Below are 18573 nucleotides of genomic sequence, written 5' to 3'. Positions count from 1 at the left end.
ACCCAGACACTGGGTAACCGCCACTCCGGCGAAACGGCGAACTTGCCCCGCACGGCCCGCGCGCGGCGCCCGCACGCCCACGCGCGGCGGACGCGCCGCCGCGCTTACCGGCGCAGCGGGGTGGTCACTGCGGCGTACGCGTCGATGATGCCGTGGCCGTAGAAGCCGTTGAAGTCGGGCGAGCCGGCGCAGTAGGCGTCGAACTCGACCGGACGGCCCTCGTTGGTGTAGGTCTGCAACCTCGGCTCGGGGCAGGCACGCTCGGCGGCCGTGCGGAGCAGTTGCCGCTCGACCACGTCCGGCGCCAGGCCGAAGCCACCCCGACCCTGCGGCTTGCCGTACCGGCTCACGATGAGCGCGGCCACGCCCGAGGCGTGCGGGGCGGCCATCGAGGTGCCCTGAAGGTACGTGTAGTAAGCGCACTGCCCGTTGGCCTTGCACTCCTTGAACACGAAGGTCTCGGCGCCCGGCACGATGTTGCCGTCCTCGTCCACCGTGCCCTCCTCCTGGAGGACCTTCAACGGGTACGTGGACAGGATCATGTTGGCGTCGGTACGGAACGTGTCGGTGCCGAAGCCGTCCCGGAACCAACCGCCCGGCGCGGCGACGGCGGTCTGCTCGGTGCCGTAGTTGGAGTAGTCCGCCTTCTTACCGGACGGCCCGACCGACGAGACGCTGATGACGTGCGCCCCTTCGGTGGGGAGGTTCCAGCAGCTGTTGTTGTCGATCTCGCGGGGGTACGGCGCGACGTCACCGTAGTTCGGGCTGGAGGTGTCCGTACGCGGGTCGCCCAGGTCCTCGTGGTTGTTGCCGAGCGCACCGACCAGGGTGACGCCCCGGTTGTGCGCGAAGGTCAGCGCCCGCTTCATGGCCTGGATGGTGGCCCGCTGCGCGGCCTGCGCCTCGGGCGAGTCAGCCGGGTTCGCCGTGCAGTTGTAGAGCCACGGGTCCACGTAGAAGGACATGTTGACCACGTCCAGGCCCGACTTGCCGGCGTGCAGCAGGGCGTTGACCACCGGGTTCAGGAAGAAGTAGCCGGAGTCCTGGCCGCCCTTGAGGTTGACCAGCGACACCTTCGGGGCCACGCCGGAGAGGCCGAAGCCGTTGGCGGCGGCGCCGATGGTGCCGGCGACGTGCGTACCGTGCCCGCCGTCGTCGGTGCCGGCCGGGTCGAGGCAGCTCGCCACCTCGCACGGCCCGTCGATCTCGGGGATGTCGGGGGCGAAGTTGCGCGACAGCGCCCAGTTGAAGTTCGGCGCGATGTCCGGGTGGCTGGCGTCGACGCCGGTGTCCAGCACACCGACGGTGACCCGGCGGTCGCCCGGCTCGATCTTGCGCGCCTTGTCGGCCCGGATCATCTCCAGACCCCAGAGCTTGTCGTCCAGCGGGTCCAGCTTCTTGCCGCGCTGCTTGCCCGCACCCTTGCCGGCGGCGGCGAGCAGGTGCTCCTGCTCGACCCGGTCCAGCTTCGGCTTACGGCCGATGGCCTTCTCCTCGGCGGCGCCGATCAGCGCGGCGGCAGCGGTCGCCTTCGTCGCGAAGTCGGCCCGGTCACTGGTCACCTGGTAGACACCGACCTCGTCGGTGCGGGACACCACGGTCCCGCCGGCCGACCGGATCGCGGCGATGGCCGCGTCGGCGGAGACCCCGTCCTCCGCCACCACGGTGAAGGTCCGGGCAACGCCGGACGGCTCGGCACCAGCGGGCACGCCCATGCCGGTCACCGTGAGTGCCAGTGCCGCCGCGGTCGCGATGACACCGACGGTGAAGCGCTTGCTCACCACATCGAATCCTCTCGTTGAGGGAACGTGGCGCCATCAGACATCAACGCATGGCGTTTCGCCATCCCGCCGTCGGAAATACGCGAAGAATCCCTTAAGCCGGAAGCCGCGCTAGCTGGGTCGTCAGCTCAGGGCCGGCTCGACCGCCCTCTCCTGCTCGGCCGCGACGGGCGCACGCAGCTCGTCGATGCGGACCAGTGCCACCCCGGCGACGATCAACGCTCCGCCGAACAGTTGGACCACCGTGGGCAGCTCCCCCAGCACCAGCCAGGCGATCAGCACCGCGAACATCACCTCGGTGAGCCCGACGAAGGAGGCCATCCGGGCACCCAGGACGCGGGCCGCGGCGATCCCGGCCAGATAGGAGATCACCGCCGCCACCAGCACCAGGCCGGCGATCGGCACCAACCAGCTCATCTCCTGCCCGGCGAACTGCACGGCGCCGAAACTGGCCCGCAGCGGCAACGCGCCGACCAGGCCGAGCAGCAGCAGCACTACGGCCCCGGCGGCCATTCCGCCGCTGGCCATGACCACCGAGGGCAGCGCGGAGTCGACCCGCCCGGCGAGTACGAAGTACCCGGCCAGCCCGACCGCCGCGCCCAGCCCCCAGAGCACCCCGATCGGGTCGAGCCGCCCCGCACCGGCCAGGTCGAGCACGAAGACCAGGCCGGCCAGTGCCGCCACCGAGCCGGCCACGGTCAGCCGGCGAGGGCGTTGCCCCTGCACCAACCAGGTCCACCCGACGACGAGGATGATGCCGAGGTACTCCAGCAGCAGCGCGACGCCGACCGGCAGATAGCGCACCGCGTTGAAGAAGCAGACCTGGGCGACCGCCACGCCCAGCAGCCCGAAGACACCGATCGAGGCGAGGTTGCGACGCAACACCGGCCACCGGCCGCGCATGACGAGCAACGCGGGTGTCGCCAGCACCAGGGCGGCGAGGCCGACTCGGGCGATGACCACCGACTCGGCCGACCAACCGGCGTTGATCAACGACCGGGCGAAGGTGCCCGAGGTGGCGAAGGTGACCGCGGAGAGCAGGGCCAGCGCGAGGCCGGCACCGGCAACGGGTGATTGACGCATGACTCTCCTTGGCACAAACGCCTCGACATCGGCAAACTAGGGTTACACCGATGACGCTAGAGTCAGGCCACGACAGGAGTCAAGTTGCTTTTCGCCCATGACACCGAGTGCTCCCTGATCGCCGTCGCCGCGCTGGTCAACACCGACGGCCAGGGCGACGAAGGGCTGCCCGACGTGGACGCCCTGAACACTTTCTTCACCGCCCACTCCTACACCGGACGCCACGAACACACCGAGGCCGAACTGCGAGCCGTACGCGCCCTGCGCCCCCGGCTGCGCCGGATCTGGTACGCCGACGTCGACGAGATCGTCTCGATCGTCAACGGCCTGCTCCGCGAGCACCGCGCCCTGCCGCAACTCATCACGCACGACAACGAGCCGTACCATCTGCACGCCGTGCCTCGGGACGCACCGCTGGCCACCAGGATGGCGGTCGAGGCGGCCATGGCGATCGCCGACGTGGTTCGCGGCGGTGAGCTGCGCAGGCTGCGCACCTGCGAGCACCCCGACTGCGACAACGTGCTGGTCGACCTGTCGAAGAACCGGTCGCGCCGATTCTGCGAGGCCGGCTGCGGCAACCGGGCGGCGGTCAGCGCCTACCGCGCCCGCAAGGCCGCCGCCCGCAGTTGAGCCCACCAGGCATCAATCAGCTTTGGGTACGTTTCTTGTCGCCAGGGCAGCAAGAAACGTACCCAAAGACGCCCTGGTGCGGAGTCAGTGGGCGCGTCCGGCCATCAACCAGCGGGTCACCGCGATCCGGAGCAGCACGTACCGACCGTCCGGGCTGTCCACAGTGACATCCCAACCGTCGTACCGGTGCCGCAGGCCCTCGACCACGGCGGACGGGAAGGGTTGACGGACGATGCTCGCCGAGCCTTCCGCGACGACCGGCGCGTCCCCGTCCGGTAGCGCCAGCGAGACCCGGGGATCAGCGGCGATGTTGCGGACCTTCCGGTTGCGTTCGGCGGTGCCGATCCACCACACGTCGTCGAGGTACAGGAACCAGACCGGCGTCAGATGCGGCGAGCCGTCCGGCCGCAGCGTGCAGAGCCAGACGACGCGCTCCCGGTCCAACCGCTCCAACACCTCCGCGCCAGGAACGGTGATCACGTCAGCGCGGCGGCGCAGCGACAAAAACCCGCCAGGCGTACGGGTCGAAGGTCAGCACCGGCCCCGCCGGATCCTTGCTGTCCCGCACCCCGACCACCCCAGAAACGTTCGTCGCCACCTCGACACACTGATCGCTGGAACCGCTGCGGCTGCTCTTGCGCCACTGCGCACCGCTCAGCCCCATGACTCGGCAATCTCCTTCAGCAACTCGACTGACTCCTGCGCTGGCAGGGCCGCGCCAAGGGTAGCCTCCCAAACCCGTTGCAGCATTGACAGATCCGATGGTCGATCAAGTTCTCGGCCACCGATCTGGCCGCCCAGATAAGCCACCACAGTCCCGTCTTGCAGCGTGGCGAGCATGAACGGCCCGTTGAGCCCCGGATACTCGTCAGCGGACTGCGGCACCACAAGAAGCCGAAGCGACGGATGATCAGTAGCCAGCCGGACCAGGTGTTGTGTCTGCTCAAACATGATCTTGCGGCCACCCACTCGGCGTCTCAGAGCTGATTCATCTATCACCACCACCATGCGGGGTGGATCCTCTTGGCAGACGACGCCCTGGCTCGCCAGGCGATCCGCTAGCCGTTCCTCGCGCTCCGCGCGCGTCAGCGAGTCGTCCGCCGCGAAGACCGCGCGAGCGTAGGGCTCGGTCTGGAGTAGGCCCGGCACATGCAATGGTTCAAACCACCGCAGCTCGTCCGCTCCTTCGAGGATCGCCCGCCAGCCGCGCAGCCAGACCTGGGCTTTGTCTAGGGCCACCAGGTCGGTGAGCATGCGGCCGTAGAGACCGCCGGTGTCGAGGGCCTTGTCGAACTGTTCCAGGTACTTCGGGGTGGGTGGCTGCTGCCCCAACTCCACCGCGCTGATCATGGACGGCGAGTAGTTGACGGCCTTGGCCAGGTCCTCCTGACTCCAGCCGCGCCGCACCCGCGCCCGACGTAGCTCCGCGACCAGGAACGCCGCCGCTGTCATCTGCCCACTGGCCATGTCCAGCCGCCCTCCAGGAGCCGGTTGATCGACTACAGCGCACCGCCACCGGCAACCCGGCCCGGCCACAGTGGGCCTCCGACAGCACGGCCAAACCCTTCCGACCGTAACGGTCACTTCAGCAGACTGTGAAGCGCGACGCTCGCCGCTCATCCCCCCGAGCCGCGACGTCGAGGTGGGACCGCCCGCTCCCCCGGCCGGCGGTCCCACCACCCGGGCGCAGGCACACGATCAGCTCAGCCCAACCCGGCCCGGCGCCGATCCGCCCCCAGCCCAACCCCGACCACAGCTCGAACGGAAGGCTGCGCCATGTTCCGATCCGCTTGGCGGCCCCGCTTCTTCCGGACGTTCCGGATGGCCCGCAACCAGCGCCCGATACCTCTCGCGCCCCGGCACCGCCGGATCTGGCGCGGGCTGCGTGCTTACTGCTCCTGCGGGCTGCGCTGGCGCAACTGCCCGGACCGCTATGCGACAGTGCCAACCGAACCCGCCGTGCCACCTGCACCAACCGCACGAAATTCGCCACACTGGCCCCGAACCGCCAGCCGCGAATCCCCCCGCCGACCAGGACGGGCATCCCACAAACGGCACTGGAATCAGCCGACGGTGGCGAACCCACAGGTCGGCAGGGCAGGGTGGCTGACCCTTGCGCAGGGTTGGCGGGCCAATGGAGGACGGTGGTGACCGGCCCGGTCGCGCCGGCCCGACCGCACCTGCCGCTGCGTCCACTGTGGCTCTGCCGGGTCTGCGCCGCACCCTGGCCCTGTGCCAACGCGCGGCTCGGCCTCGTCGCCGAGTACGCCCACGACCGGATCGCGCTCAGTGTGTACCTCTGCGAGGTGCTGCACGAGGCTACCGCCGACCTGTGTCGCCTCCACCCCGACGACGGCCCGGACCCGGCCGCGCTCTTCGCCCGCTTCCTCGCCTGGGTACCACGTTGATCCACACCGTTTCGGCGAAACGGCGGTGTCAACGGCGAGTGGATACCGCCATTCCGCCGGAATGCAGCCGGCAACCCACCGACACCGGATTGAGGGACGGTCAGGGGTGGGTCATCCGGAGCAGGTCGAGCGCCTCCTCCAGTTGGACCTCGGTGAGCTTGCCGGATGCGACGTGCCCACGAGCGATCACCACCTCCTTGATGGAGGTCTGCTTGGCCAGCGCCTCCTTGGCGATGGAGGCGGCCTCGTCGTACCCGAGGTAGCGGTTGAGCGGCGTGACGATCGACGGCGAACCCTCGGCGTACGACAGGCAGACCTCGGCGTCCGCGACCAGGCCGACCACGCAGCGGTCGGCGAGCAGGCGGCTCGACGCGGCCAGCAACCGGATCGATTCCAGCAGGTTGCGGCCCATCACCGGCAGCATCACGTTGAGTTCGAAGTCGCCCTGCGAGCCGGAGAAGGCCACCGTCGCGTCGTTGCCGATCACCTGCGCACAGACCTGCCGGACCGCCTCGCAGACCACCGGGTTGACCTTGCCGGGCATGATCGACGAGCCGGGCTGGGGGTCGGGAATGCGCAGCTCACGCAGGCCGGCCCGAGGGCCCGACCCCATCCAGCGGATGTCGTTGGCGATCTTGTAGAGCCCGACCGCGACGGTACGCAGTTGGCCCGAGGCCTCCACCAGCGCGTCCCGCGCACCCTGCGCCTCGAAGTGGTTGCGTGCCTCGGTCAACGGCAGCCCGGTGGAGTCGCGCAGCTTCTCGATCACGGCGGCGGCGAAGCCGAGCGGGGTGTTGATGCCGGTACCGACGGCCGTACCGCCCAACGGCAGCTCGGCCAGCCGGGGCAGCACCCCGTCCAGCCGCTCGATGCCGTAGCGGACCTGGGCGGCGTACCCGCCGAACTCCTGGCCCAGGGTCACCGGCGTGGCGTCCATCAGGTGGGTACGCCCCGCCTTGACCACGGTCTCGAACTCACCGGCCTTGGCTTCCAGCGCGTTGGCCAGATGGTCCAGCGCCGGGAGCAGGTCCCGGACGACGGCCTCGGTGGCGGCCAGGTGGATCGAGGACGGGAAGACGTCGTTGCTGGACTGCGAGGCGTTGACGTCGTCGTTGGGGTGCACGTCCCGGCCCAACTCCCGGCCGGCGAGGGTGGCGATCACCTCGTTGGTGTTCATGTTCGAGGAGGTGCCGGAGCCGGTCTGGAAGACGTCCACCGGGAACTGGTCGTCGTACCCACCGTCGGCCACGTGCGCGGCGGCTGCGGCGATCGACGCGGCCACGTTCGCGTCGATCACGCCCAGATCGCCGTTGACCTCGGCCGCCGCCCCCTTGATCTGGGCCAGCGCCCGGATCTGGGCGGGCTCGATGCCTCGACCCGAGATCGGAAAGTTCTGCACCGCCCGCTGTGTCTGGGCCCGCCACAGCGCATCGGCGGGCACCTCCACCTCGCCCATCGAGTCGCGTTCGATCCGGTAGCCCGTCGTCTCTGGAGTCGTCACGCATCCCATCCTGCCCCGCCCGGCGTGGACGTGCAGATGTTCGCCCCAGCCGCTCGATCCCAGACCAACCGGCAACCGGCCGCGAGACGCCTCCGCCTAAAATCCTGGCAGCCCAGACAGTGATCCTTTTAAAATTTTCGAAATTTCGTCACTCCGATCGAGAGGTTTACACATTGCAGAACGACGGGGGCACCACCGGCGCGCGTATCGCAAGCCAGCGGCGTGAACCGCGCCGACTCCTCATCACTGGTGCGGCCGCTCTGCTGACCGTGCCGGTCGCCGTGCTCGTCAGCAGCACGCCAGCGGTCGCCGGCACGACCAGGTTCGAACGCCCGACGAGCATCAGTTACACCGACGCCAAGCAGCCGACCGTGGCATTTCCGGTCGGCACCACCGACCGGGTGCCGGTCGGCACCTGGGCCTCCGACGAGGGCAAGCACACCTCCCGGGCGTACTTCACCTTCGACCTCACGCCCTATCAGGGCAAGGACATCATCAAGGCGTACGGGGTCACCGGCGAATCGTCGGTGACCGACTGCGCGCAGCCCCGCAAGATCGAGATCTGGCGTACTGCCACGCCGGCTCAGCCGCCGACCTGGAAGACCGCGCCCCGGGTGTACGAGCGGGGCGGTGACGTCTTCAACTCCCCCGCCTGCCCGGCCAGCTACCTCGAACTCGATCTCACCGAAACGCTGCGCCAAGCGGTTGCCGACGGTCAGGACAGCCTCACCCTGATGGCCCGGATCGCCGGGAAGCATGAGAAGAACAAGCGCCTCAGCCGGTGGATCACGCCGCTGGGCATCTCGATCGAGTCCAACGCCGCACCCGACGTGCCGAGCGCACTGACCGTCGCCGGTCTAGCCTGCGCGGAAGGCCGGCTGATCGGCACCACCGGGCCGGTGCTCAGCGCCCAGGTCACCGACCCGGACAGAGTCGACGGGTCCGCCGGAGATCAGGTCACCGCCACCTTCGCCTGGTGGCCGGCCGATCGGCCCACCGAGCGCACCGAGTGGACGTCCTACAGTACTTACGCGCCACGCCGCATCAGCTACACGGTGCCGGAGGGTGGGATGGTCCACGGCGGCACGTACGCCTTCTCGGTCCGCGCCGCCGACCAGCACGCCAGTTCCGACTGGTCCCCGGAGTGCCGGTTCACCGTCGACACGGTGCGACCGCCGGCTCCGACAGTCACCTCCACCGACTACCCGTCCGGCTGGAGCCAGCCAGGTCACGGCGGTCCGGGCATTCCCGGCACCTTCCACCTCTCCGCGCCGGGCGCGGACGACATCGCCGGCTACTACTACGGCCCAAGCGGCCCGACCTCATACGTGGCCGCCGACGAGTCGGGATTGGCCACCATCAGCCACGCGCCGACGCGCAGCCACTCCAACCGGCTGTACGTACAGGCCGCCGACCACACCGGCAATCGCTCGGCACAGACGACCTACGAGTTCACCGTGCGCGACACCGCGCCCCGGATCACCGACGGAAATCCGGACGGCGCGATCGACGAACCCCGCGAGCTGACGTTCACGCCCGGTATGGAGGACGTGGTCGAGTACACCTACCGGCTCAACGACGGCGATCCGGCCACCGTGCCGGCAGGGACGGACGGCACCGCCACGGTGACGGTCACTCCCCGCAGCTCCGGCTGGAACCGGGTCACCGTGACCAGTCGGACCTCCGGCGGGCTGCCCAGCGGCGAGGCGCAGTTGCAGTTCTACCTGGCAACCGAGCCCACCGTCTCGTCCGAGCAGTACCCGATCGGAGGCGGCGAGGGCGCCCTCGTCGGTACCCCCGGCACGTTCGTCTTCCGCCCCGGCATGCCCGGCGTGACCGAGTACGTCTGGTCGGTGGCCGGCGGACCGGAACGGACGGTCGCGGCCGAGGCGGACGGTACGGCGAGCGTGACCTTCACTACCACCTTCGGCGGATTCCACTGGATGGAGGTCTACAGCCGAACCGCCGACGGCACCGTCTCCGAGAACGCCTCGGCGTACTTCGAAGCAACGTCCTGGGCACCGACGATCGAATCGGCTGACTATCCCATCTACCAGCAGAGCGGCGGGCCGGGAGTCGCCGGTGAGTTCACCTTCCGCCCGGCCCGCGACGGCGTGACCGGGTACGTCTACACCTTCGAGGGCGAAGAGGAGCGGACGGTCACCGCAGGCGCCGATGGGGTGGCCACGATCAACTGGACGCCGCAGTCCTACCCTGCTGACCGTTCCGGCTGGGTGCGGCTGACCGTACGCGCCACGATGGGATCGATCGTCTCGGACGAAGCCGAGCACGCTCTCGTCCTCAACCGGTTGGCGCCGACGGTCAGCAGCTCGGACTACCCGCCCACCGGCGGAGGCGGCCCGAACGTCCCGGGTCAGTTCACGCTGACCGCGCAGATGCCCGGCACCACCGAGTTCGTCTACCGGTACAACAACGAGGAGCGGACGGTCGCGGCAGGTGCCGACGGCACCGCGACGATCACGCTGACCCCACAGTACGACGGCGGCCACTACCTGTACGTGTCGAGCAGGACCGCGTCGGGCATCACGTCCGGCGAGGACTACTACTACTTCTACGTCAACTACCAGGGCTGACCCCGGAACGACGAGGGGCGCCGAGCTTCCGCCCGGCGCCCCTCGTCGTGTCGGTGTGGTCAGCGGCGGCCGATGGTGAGGACCGGCTTGGTCACCTCGGCGAAGAAGTCGTTGCCCTTGTCGTCGACCACGATGAAGGCCGGGAAATCCTCCACCTCGATCTTCCAGACCGCTTCCATGCCCAGCTCCGCGTACTCCAGGACCTCGACGTGCTTGATGCAGTCCTGGGCCAGCCGGGCGGCCGGGCCGCCGATCGAGCCGAGGTAGAAGCCGCCGTGCTGCTCGCAGGAGCGGGTCACCTGAGCGGACCGGTTGCCCTTGGCGAGCATCACCATCGACCCGCCCGCGGCCTGGAACTTCTCCACGTAGGCGTCCATCCGCCCGGCCGTGGTCGGGCCGAACGAGCCGGAGGCGTAGCCCTCCGGGGTCTTCGCCGGGCCGGCGTAGTAGACCGCGTGGTCGCGGAGGTACTGCGGCATCGACTCGCCCGCGTCCAGCCGCTCGGCGATCTTCGCGTGGGCGATGTCCCGGGCGACCACCAGCGGGCCGGTCAGGGACAGCCGGGTCTTGACCGGGTACTTCGACAGCTCGGCGCGGATCTCGTCCATCGGCCGGTTCAGGTCGACGCGTACCACCTCGGTGGTGTCCAGCTGTGCCTCGGTGACCTCGGGCAGGTAGCGGGCCGGGTCGGTTTCGAGTCGCTCCAGCCACACGCCCGACGGGGTGATCTTGGCAACCGCCTGCCGGTCCGCCGAGCAGGACACCGCGATCGCCACCGGGCAGGACGCGCCGTGCCGGGGCAGCCGCACCACCCGGACGTCGTGGCAGAAGTAGCGCCCGCCGAACTGCGCGCCGATGCCGAAGTTACGGGTCAGCTCCAGCACCTCCGCCTCCAACTCCAGGTCACGGAAGCCGTGCGCGGTCATCGAACCGGAGGTGGGCAGCGCGTCGAGGTACTTCGCGGAGGCGTACTTGGCGGTCTTCAGGGCGTACTCGGCGCTGGTGCCGCCGATCACCACGGCCAGGTGGTACGGCGGGCAGGCCGAGGTGCCGATCAGGCGCAGCTTCTCCTCCAGGAACTGCATCATTCGCGTCGGGTTCAGCAGCGCCTTGGTCTCCTGGTAGAGGTACGACTTGTTGGCCGAGCCGCCGCCCTTGGCCATGAAGAGGAACTTGTACGCGTCCGGATACCCGTCCGGGTCCTCCGCGTACAGCTCCACCTGGGCGGGCAGGTTGCTGCCGGTGTTGCGTTCCTCCCACATGGTGAGCGGGGCGAGCTGGGAGTAGCGCAGGTTCAGCCGGGTGTAGGCCTGCCACACACCGCGCGAGATCGCCTCGGCGTCGCTGCCGTCGGTGAGTACGTGCCGGCCACGCTTGCCCATCACGATCGCGGTGCCGGTGTCCTGGCACATCGGCAGCACCCCGCCGGCGGCGATGTTGGCGTTGCGCAGCAGGTCCAGCGCGACGAACCGGTCGTTCGGCGAGGCCGCCGGGTCATCGATGATCGACCGCAGCTGGGCCAGATGCGCCGGCCGCAGGAAGTGGGCGATGTCGTGCATCGCCTCGGCGGTCAGCGCGGTCAACGCGGCCGGGTCCACGGTGAGGAACCGTCGGCCGCCCGGACCGTTCACCACGTCGACACCCTCGTCGGTGACCAGGCGGTACTCCGTCTGGTCCGGCCCGGTCGGCAACAGCGGAGCGTACGAGAAGTCCGTGCTCATGCCGGCACTCCGCTGCGCTCCGTGCCGCCGTGAGGCACCACCGCACTACACCCGTGATTCGCTCGCTGACGCTCGCTCATGACGGCAAAGCCTAGGGCAGAAGGTCCGATCACTCCTACCCACCGGGTGGGGTGGTGACGCTCACCCTGTTGCCGACCGGTGGGGGTGTCACTTGCCGGAATCAGGTGCGGTGCACAACTCGTTCTTCGGCCCACAACTGTCCTGTGGGCCGGGCACCCCGGCGCTGCCGGCCGGCCCCGGTACGCCCCCGTCGCCCGCCGGGTCACCGCTACGCGCCGGGCCACCGTTGCGCGCCGGGTTGCCGTTCCCCGCACCGAACCGGACGTACCCGATCTCCCGGCCCTCGCCGATCACCATGCCGGCCGGGCCGACCGCCAGCGCATTGGCGGAGGTCCGCAGCCCGACCAACTCCCGACCGGTACGCGGATCCAGGGCCACCAGCCGGTTCGGTTTCTCGTCGGCGATGACAACCGCGTACGGGGTCAGTGCCGCACCCGCCTTCTCACCGCTCGGCCGCTTCCACCGGACCTGACCGGAGCTGAGTTCGCGGCCGGAGAGCCCGTCACGACCGGCGGTACGCACCACCGCGTACCGGTCGTCCACGGCCAGCACCCGTTCGGAGTTCTCGGTGGCCAGCAGCAATCGGCCGTCGTACCCGTCGAGGACCGCCTCCCGGCCGTCCGGTGCGACCCCGACCAGCACGTTGCGGGCGCCGTACGGGTCCTCCCGCTGCACACACCCGGCGCTGTCCGCGGTACGCAGGTTGAGCCCGGCACGCTGCCACGTCTCCTGGCCGGTGGCCGCGTCCCGGCCCGAGATCGTGAAGTAGCAGTTGCCGTCCTGGGATCGGGCGACGATGCGCAGCAAACGGCCACCGATCACCGCGAGCCGCTCGTCGCGCCCCGGCTCCACGTCCTGCAACACCCGACCGGTGGCGGTGTCCACCACGTGCACCCGCCCGTCGACGGGAAAGCCGAGCAGCGCCGGAGCGGCTTCCGGGCCTGCCACCTCGCCGTCGATCCGCGCGCTGGTGAGCCGCCGGGTGTCGAGCAGGTTCGGGTTGTCGGCGAGCAGGCCGCTGCTGATGCCGGGCAGGAAGGCGGTCCACAGCGGCGCGACGCCACGCGGTTCCCATGCGCTCAGGGTGCAGTCGGTGGCCTCCACACAACGCGCGTCGAGCAACAGGTTGCGGTAGGTCCAGACGGCCACCGCATCGTTGTCGCGCCGACGGGTCACGCCGGTGGTCGGGTCGAGTACCTCGTACCCCTTGACCAGCAGGCGGCCGACCGCGACCACGGCCTCGGCGCCGCCGCCGGCCACCGCGCTCCAGTCGGCCTTGCGCTCCCAGAGTTGGGCGCCGGTCGCCAGGCTGCGTGCCTCGACCCGGGTGCGTTGTTCGACGACCACCGTCTCCCCCGCGATCGTCACGCTGCGCGGGGTGCCACCAATACGTTGCTGCCAGAGGACGTCCGGCTCGGAGATCGGCGACCGCCGGTTCACCCAGTCCCACATCCCGGGAAAAGGGTTCCAGACTCCGGTCGCGGCCAACACGACGACCGTGGTCAGGCCAAGCAGCAGCCAGCCACGCACGCCGAGGCCACTGCCCTTCGCCACCGGAACACGGTAGCCACCCGCACCCCCCGCCGCCCGCACCCCACCGCGTGTCGTGAAAGGAAGGGCACCTTATTAACGTCTCCGGTAGTAGAAGGGCCCCCTATTAACTCCCGCGAGCGGCCGGCTTCAGAACCGGCCACAGCGTCAGCGTCGCGGCGATCGACGCGGCACCGGCCACCGCCATCACGACCCCCGGCGCGAGCAGTTCACTCAGCCCGCCCGCACCCGCCGCCGCCAGCCCCTGCATCGCCATCATCCCCGTACTGACCAGCCCGAACGCCTGACCCCGACGCGCCTCGGGCACCGCGTCGAGGAAACGCCGGGCCAGTCCGAGCTGGTAGGCGAAGCCCGCGGTGGCCACCGCGAACAGCGCCGCCGCCGGCACCAGCCCGGGACCGGCCAGGAACGCCAACATCGGTACGCCGAGCAGCAGCGCGAGCCACGGCGTCCACCGCTCCCGGCGCGCCGGTGCCACGAACCGGCCCACCAGCAGGTCACCGACCAGCATCCCGCCCGCACCGGCCATCAGCAGCACGCCGGCACTCGCTCCCGGTCCCAGGTCCGCCGCGTACGGCACGGCCACCCCTTCCGCCCCGACGAGCAGCGAGCCGGGTAGCCACTGGGCGAGCAACAGGCCCCGGATCCGGCGATCGGCGAGCAGTTCCCGGTTCACCCGCAACGTCTCCCGAACGGCACCGCCCCTGCTCCCGGCGACCCGACCCACGCGGCCGGAGGCCGGTCCCACGCTGCCGGAGGCCGGTCCCACGCTGCCGGAGGCCGGTCCCACGCTGGCGGGGGCGGCAGGGGGTGGCGCGCTGCGTACCCGGGCGGGACGGCGAGTGAGGCCCAGACGCACCAGCAGCGCGGAGAGGCCGCAGGTCAGTGCGGTCAACCAGAGCGCGCCGTAGGGGCCGACCAACCCGAGCAGCAGGCCGCCGACGGCGAACCCGGCCACCTGGGTACCCCCGGCAGCCACCGAGAGCAGGGACCGGCCGAGCACGTACGCGTCGCCGTGCAGCACCTCGGGCAGCAGCGCGGTACGCGCGGCACCGCTCACCGGGCCGAACAGCGCCACGACGGCGACCAGCCCGAGCATCACCGGCGGCGACAGCAGACCGGTGGCGAGCACCGCCACCACCGCCAGCCGGAGCAGGTCGTACCCGACGATCAGGGCACGAGCCGGCCAGCGGTCCGCCAGAGCCAGCAGGAACACCCCGCCGAGCGCGTGCGGCAGGAACCCGGTCACGTACGCCAGCGCGGCCAGCAGCCCGGAGCCGGTGCGCTCGTAGACCAGCACGGAGAGGGCGAGCATCTTCACCGTCTCGCCGATCATGAAGATCCCGAAGCTGCCGAAGATCACCCGGAACTCGGCGACGGCGAAGACGTCGCCGAAGGTCGCAGGCCGGTCGAGGACGGGCGTACGCGTGTCGGTCACGGCGGCCAGCCTGCTCGAAGGTCCCGGTCCGCTCTATCCTTTCGTTGCAGGACGAAAGGTGGCGGGATGCGGATCGAGGTCACCCCGGCCGACGTGGCGGCCAGCCGGTACGCCATCTCGCCACTGGGTGAGGCGGTGTCCGCACTGCGGCTGCACGCCGGCCAACGGTCCGCCGACGGGCTGGGTCCGTGGATCGCCCGGACCAGGCCCGCGTACGAGCGGCTGCGAAGCGAGGTGCCGGCGGTCGGCGCGCTGCTGGCACTGCTGCGGCGCGGCGGCTACAACGCCGACTTCATCCAGCCGCCGCCCGACGGCACGGCACGCGACTTCGCCGGCGAACTGGCCGTGGTCCGGGCGACCCCGCTGGCCCAGGCCCGCGACGAGTTGGCCCGCAACCTTACCGGACCCCGAGCCACCCCACCGGCGTACGCCCGGCGGATCTACTCCTCGCCAAACGTGGTCGAGCAGATCGCGGACGCGATCGAGGCCGCCTGGACCGCGCTGGTCGAACCCGACTGGCCACGTTTGCGGGCGATCCTGGAACGCGATCTGGTGCGGCGGGCCGGTCGGCTGCTCGCCTACGGCTGGGGTGCGGCCGTCGCGGATCTCGATCCGCGGCTGCGCTGGATGCCCGGTGACATCGGCGTCATCGAGATCGCCGACCGCGACCCCACGACCCACTCGCTGTCCGGCCGGGGCCTGCTCTTCGTGCCCACCGTCTTCGGCACCCTGATCACGTACGTCGAGCAACCCTGGCCGTACGCGATCGTCTACCGGGCCTCCGGGGTGGCCGAGTTGCTCGGGCCGCCCGACCCGACCCGCCCCGACGAGGCGCTGGACCGGCTGGTGGGCCGGTCCCGGGCGGCGGTGCTGCGGGCGCTCGCCCTGCCCGCCACCACCAGTCAACTCGTCGCCCAACTCGGGCTCAGCCTCGGCGGCGTCGGCGATCACCTCACGGTGTTGCGGGAGGCCGGGCTGGTCAGCCGGATCCGCGCCGGTCGGTCCGTGCGCTACCGGCGCACCCCGCTCGGCGACGCTCTCGCCGCCGACTGAGCCGCGTTGAGGCCTACTGGCCGGGAGCCGGGAGCCGTGTTAAAAGGGGGCCCCTGCTCTACCGGAGGCGTTAAGAAGGTGCCCTTCCTTCCTGCACAGCGGAGCGGACGAGGGGGAGGACGCGGTACGGGATCTGTTCGGCGAGGGCGATGATCGTGGAAGCGCGGCGGATGCCCTCGTAGGCCACGATCTGGTCGATCACCCGTTGCAGGTCGGCATTGGAGCGGGCCACGATCCGGCAGAGCAGGTCGCTGGAGCCGGTGATGGTGTGCGCCTCCAGCACCTCGGGAATGCCCGCCAGGTGGCTGGCCACCGGGTCGTGACCGTGCCGTTGACTGATCTCCAGCGTGACGAAGCTGGTCACCGAGAACCCGATCGCGGCAGGTGAGACCTCCGGCCCGAAGCCGCCGATCACCTTCCGGTCGACCAGCTTGTCGAGCCGCGCCTGGACGGTGCCCCGGGCCACGCCCAGTCGCCGGGAGCACTCCAGCACGCCGATCCGGGGTGCTGCGGCGAGCAGTTCGATCAGGCTGACGTCCAGGGCGTCGAGCTGTACATCCTGTCCAGGGTTCACGGTTCGACACCCTACTTGTTGTGCAACCTGACCAGCTATAAGACCGACAGTTGCTCAGTGAGCGGGCTCACGGTGATAGTCCGGGGAACGAGCACAGCGTCGGCCGATCAGGCCGGCCGGTACGCAAGGGAGGCCACCATGACCCAGGCGATCGACCGACCCCAGTCGACCGACGAAGTCGACGTCGATGCCCTCGTCGGCGCCGTCAACCACGACATCACCCGGGACCCGTTCCCGGTCAAGGGCCTCGACCACGTGCACTTCCTGGTCGGCAACGCCAAGCAGGCCGCGCACTACTACTCCACCGCCTTCGGCATGACCTGCGTGGCGTACCGGGGCCCGGAGCAGGGTTACCGCGACCACGCCCAGTACGTGCTGACCAGTGGTTCGGCCCGGTTCGTGCTGACCGGCATGGTCCGCCCGGACGCCGAGGGCGCCGAGCACGTCGCCCGGCACAGCGACGGCGTCAGCGACATCGCGCTGGAGGTGCCGGACGTGGACGCCGCGTACGCGCACGCCACCGCGCAGGGCGCGACCGGCCTGCTGGACCCGCACGACGTCAGCGACGAGCACGGCACCGTCCGGATGGCCGCCATCGCCACGTACGGCGACACCCGGCACACCCTGGTCGACCGGTCCCGCTACACCGGCCCGTTCCTGCCGGGTTTCGTCGCCCGTGGTCCGATCGTGGACCGGCAGCCGATGATCGACGCCGGCATCCAGCCGAAGCGCTTCTTCCAGGCCGTCGACCACGTCGTCGGCAACGTGGAGCTCGGCAGGATGGACGAGTGGGTCGAGTTCTACAAGCGGGTCATGGGCTTCACCAACATGGCCGAATTCATCGGCGACGACATCGCCACCGACTACTCGGCGCTGATGAGCAAAGTGGTCGCGAACGGCACCCGCAAGGTGAAGTTCCCGCTCAACGAGCCGGCGATCGCCCGCAAGAAGTCCCAGATCGACGAGTACCTGGACTTCTACCAGGGCCCGGGTGCGCAGCACATCGCCGTGGCCACCAACGACATCCTGGCCAGCGTCGACGCGATGCGGGCCGCTGGCGTCGACTTCCTGGACACTCCCGACTCGTACTACGAGGACCCAGAGCTGCGTGCCCGCATCGGCGAGGTACGGGTGCCGATCGAGGAGCTGAAGGCCCGCAAGATCCTGGTCGACCGGGACGAGGACGGCTACCTGCTCCAGATCTTCACCAAGCCGGTGCAGGACCGCCCGACCGTCTTCTTCGAGCTGATCGAGCGGCACGGCTCGCTCGGCTTCGGCAAGGGCAACTTCAAAGCCCTCTTCGAGGCAATCGAGCGGGAGCAGGAGAAGCGCGGCAACCTGTAACACTGTCGAGCGTGACCCAGCCTTCGCCGCACCCGACATCACCGGCCGGTGGGCCGCCGCCCGGCGGCTCACCGACCGGTGGGCCGCCGCCCGCCGTTGGCCCCCCGTCGCCCACCGGCCCCCCGCCGCAGTACGCCCCACCCCCCGCGAGCTGGTCAGGCTCGCCTTTCCCGCCGGGCACGACCGCCGGCCCACCTCCGCCCGGCTGGCCGCCGGGTCAACCCCCACCGGGCTGGCCGCCGGGACAGCCGTCACCGTGGGCCGTCGGGCCACCGCCGCCGGTGCTGGGACCGGGCGGTCAGCCGCTGGCCAGTTTCGGTGACCGGCTGCTGGCGTACCTGATCGACACCGCGATGACCACCGCCGCCCTGCTGCTGTTGTTCATGCCGATCTTCCTGATCTTGATGGTCCGAATCCTTTCCGTGGAACTGGAGACCAACCCGGACGGCACGGTCGCGGACCCCGGGGCCTTGATCACGGAGATCATGCTGCCGATGCTGCTGCTCCAGGGCGCACTGCTCGTGGTCATGTTCGGGTTCTACTGGCTGTATCACGTCGAGTACCTCAAGCGGACCGGGCAGACCTTCGGCAAGAGGGTGATGAAACTGCGGGTCGTTCCGCTCGATCCGACCCGCACCCTTGATCGACGGATGGCCGGGAAGCGGTACCTCGTGGAGTTCGTGGGTGGGTCGCTGGTGCCCTTCGGCAGTTACCTCGACGGTCTATGGCAACTGTGGGACAAGCCCTGGCAGCAGTGCCTCCACGACAAGTTCGCCGAAACCGTCGTCGTTAAGGTGTCGAGGTGACCGAGCAC

16 protein-coding genes are annotated in these 18573 nt (G+C 70.1%); 6 read left to right on the top strand and 10 right to left on the bottom strand.

Annotation, left to right across the window (positions count from 1 at the left end):
- Nucleotides 1-104: 104 nt before the first annotated feature.
- Both AB0M35_RS17895 and AB0M35_RS17890 read right to left on the bottom strand, forming a co-directional pair.
- A complete protein-coding gene (locus tag AB0M35_RS17895; RefSeq protein WP_363746540.1) occupies nt 105-1781 on the bottom strand; it encodes a S8 family serine peptidase in 1677 nt (558 codons plus the stop codon).
- Nucleotides 1782-1904: 123 nt separating this feature from the next.
- Nucleotides 1905-2864 carry an EamA family transporter gene (locus AB0M35_RS17890; protein WP_363746539.1) on the bottom strand — a complete coding sequence of 320 codons (960 nt, stop codon included), beginning with the start codon at nt 2862-2864 and terminating at the stop codon, nt 1905-1907.
- An 84-nt stretch (nt 2865-2948) separates the two neighbouring features.
- Here AB0M35_RS17890 and AB0M35_RS17885 point away from each other — a divergent pair, with 84 nt between their 5' ends.
- The gene (locus tag AB0M35_RS17885) at nt 2949-3494 is read left to right on the top strand and encodes a CGNR zinc finger domain-containing protein (protein ID WP_363746537.1); all 546 of its coding nucleotides are present in this window, start codon (nt 2949-2951) and stop codon (nt 3492-3494) included.
- Between the two features lie 84 nt (nt 3495-3578).
- On the opposite strand, the gene AB0M35_RS17880 is transcribed toward AB0M35_RS17885, so the two are convergent.
- Genes AB0M35_RS17880 through AB0M35_RS17870 form a run of 3 tightly spaced genes read right to left on the bottom strand, consistent with a single transcriptional unit; the run spans nt 3579 to nt 4961 of the window.
- Nucleotides 3579-3974, bottom strand: coding sequence for a TIGR03618 family F420-dependent PPOX class oxidoreductase (locus tag AB0M35_RS17880; protein WP_363746535.1), 396 nt, complete (start codon nt 3972-3974; stop codon nt 3579-3581).
- Between the two features lies 1 nt (nt 3975).
- Entirely contained in the window at nt 3976-4158 is a 183-nt protein-coding gene (locus AB0M35_RS17875) for a DUF397 domain-containing protein (protein WP_363746534.1), read from the bottom strand.
- A complete protein-coding gene (locus tag AB0M35_RS17870; RefSeq protein WP_363746532.1) occupies nt 4149-4961 on the bottom strand; it encodes a helix-turn-helix transcriptional regulator in 813 nt (270 codons plus the stop codon). The genes AB0M35_RS17875 and AB0M35_RS17870 overlap by 10 nt, the downstream gene beginning before the upstream one ends.
- 677 nt (nt 4962-5638) lie before the next feature.
- On the opposite strand from AB0M35_RS17870, the gene AB0M35_RS17865 reads away from it, so the two are divergent.
- The gene (locus AB0M35_RS17865) at nt 5639-5902 is read left to right on the top strand and encodes a hypothetical protein (RefSeq protein WP_363746530.1); all 264 of its coding nucleotides are present in this window, start codon (nt 5639-5641) and stop codon (nt 5900-5902) included.
- Between the two features lie 100 nt (nt 5903-6002).
- Here the strand turns inward: AB0M35_RS17865 and AB0M35_RS17860 are convergent, their stop codons facing one another.
- Entirely contained in the window at nt 6003-7412 is a 1410-nt protein-coding gene (locus tag AB0M35_RS17860; RefSeq protein ID WP_363746528.1) for a class II fumarate hydratase, read from the bottom strand.
- 164 nt (nt 7413-7576) lie between these two features.
- On the opposite strand from AB0M35_RS17860, the gene AB0M35_RS17855 reads away from it, so the two are divergent.
- Nucleotides 7577-9997, top strand: coding sequence for a hypothetical protein (locus tag AB0M35_RS17855; protein WP_363746526.1), 2421 nt, complete (start codon nt 7577-7579; stop codon nt 9995-9997).
- Nucleotides 9998-10056: 59 nt separating this feature from the next.
- On the opposite strand, the gene AB0M35_RS17850 is transcribed toward AB0M35_RS17855, so the two are convergent.
- The 3 genes from AB0M35_RS17850 to AB0M35_RS17840 form a co-directional block, all read right to left on the bottom strand.
- Nucleotides 10057-11718, bottom strand: coding sequence for a fumarate hydratase (locus AB0M35_RS17850; RefSeq protein ID WP_363746524.1), 1662 nt, complete (start codon nt 11716-11718; stop codon nt 10057-10059).
- Nucleotides 11719-11886: 168 nt separating this feature from the next.
- Nucleotides 11887-13353, bottom strand: coding sequence for a PQQ-binding-like beta-propeller repeat protein (locus AB0M35_RS17845; protein ID WP_363746522.1), 1467 nt, complete (start codon nt 13351-13353; stop codon nt 11887-11889).
- Nucleotides 13354-13456: 103 nt separating this feature from the next.
- Complete coding sequence (locus AB0M35_RS17840) at nt 13457-14788, bottom strand: MFS transporter (protein WP_363746520.1); 1332 nt, start codon at nt 14786-14788, stop codon at nt 13457-13459.
- A gap of 66 nt (nt 14789-14854) precedes the next feature.
- On the opposite strand from AB0M35_RS17840, the gene AB0M35_RS17835 reads away from it, so the two are divergent.
- Nucleotides 14855-15841 (top strand): winged helix-turn-helix domain-containing protein, encoded by a 987-nt coding sequence (locus AB0M35_RS17835; protein WP_363746518.1) that lies wholly within the window; start codon nt 14855-14857, stop codon nt 15839-15841.
- 70 nt (nt 15842-15911) lie between these two features.
- On the opposite strand, the gene AB0M35_RS17830 is transcribed toward AB0M35_RS17835, so the two are convergent.
- The gene (locus AB0M35_RS17830; RefSeq protein ID WP_363746516.1) at nt 15912-16415 is read right to left on the bottom strand and encodes an Lrp/AsnC family transcriptional regulator; all 504 of its coding nucleotides are present in this window, start codon (nt 16413-16415) and stop codon (nt 15912-15914) included.
- A gap of 138 nt (nt 16416-16553) precedes the next feature.
- Between AB0M35_RS17830 and hppD the strand changes: the two genes are divergently transcribed.
- Both hppD and AB0M35_RS17820 read left to right on the top strand, forming a co-directional pair.
- On the top strand, nt 16554-17759 hold the full coding sequence (gene hppD, locus AB0M35_RS17825) for a 4-hydroxyphenylpyruvate dioxygenase (RefSeq protein WP_363746514.1): 1206 nt from the start codon (nt 16554-16556) through the stop codon (nt 17757-17759).
- Nucleotides 17760-18040: 281 nt separating this feature from the next.
- Complete coding sequence (locus AB0M35_RS17820) at nt 18041-18565, top strand: RDD family protein (protein WP_363746512.1); 525 nt, start codon at nt 18041-18043, stop codon at nt 18563-18565.
- Nucleotides 18566-18573 lie beyond the last annotated feature (8 nt).

Origin of the sequence: Micromonospora sp. NPDC051196 (genome assembly GCF_040682415.1) — a bacterium.
In the GTDB taxonomy this organism is placed as follows: Bacteria; Actinomycetota; Actinomycetes; order Mycobacteriales; family Micromonosporaceae; genus Micromonospora.
The sequence above is the reverse complement of the archived record's forward strand: the minus strand, read 5'-3'. Positions and strand labels throughout refer to the sequence as shown.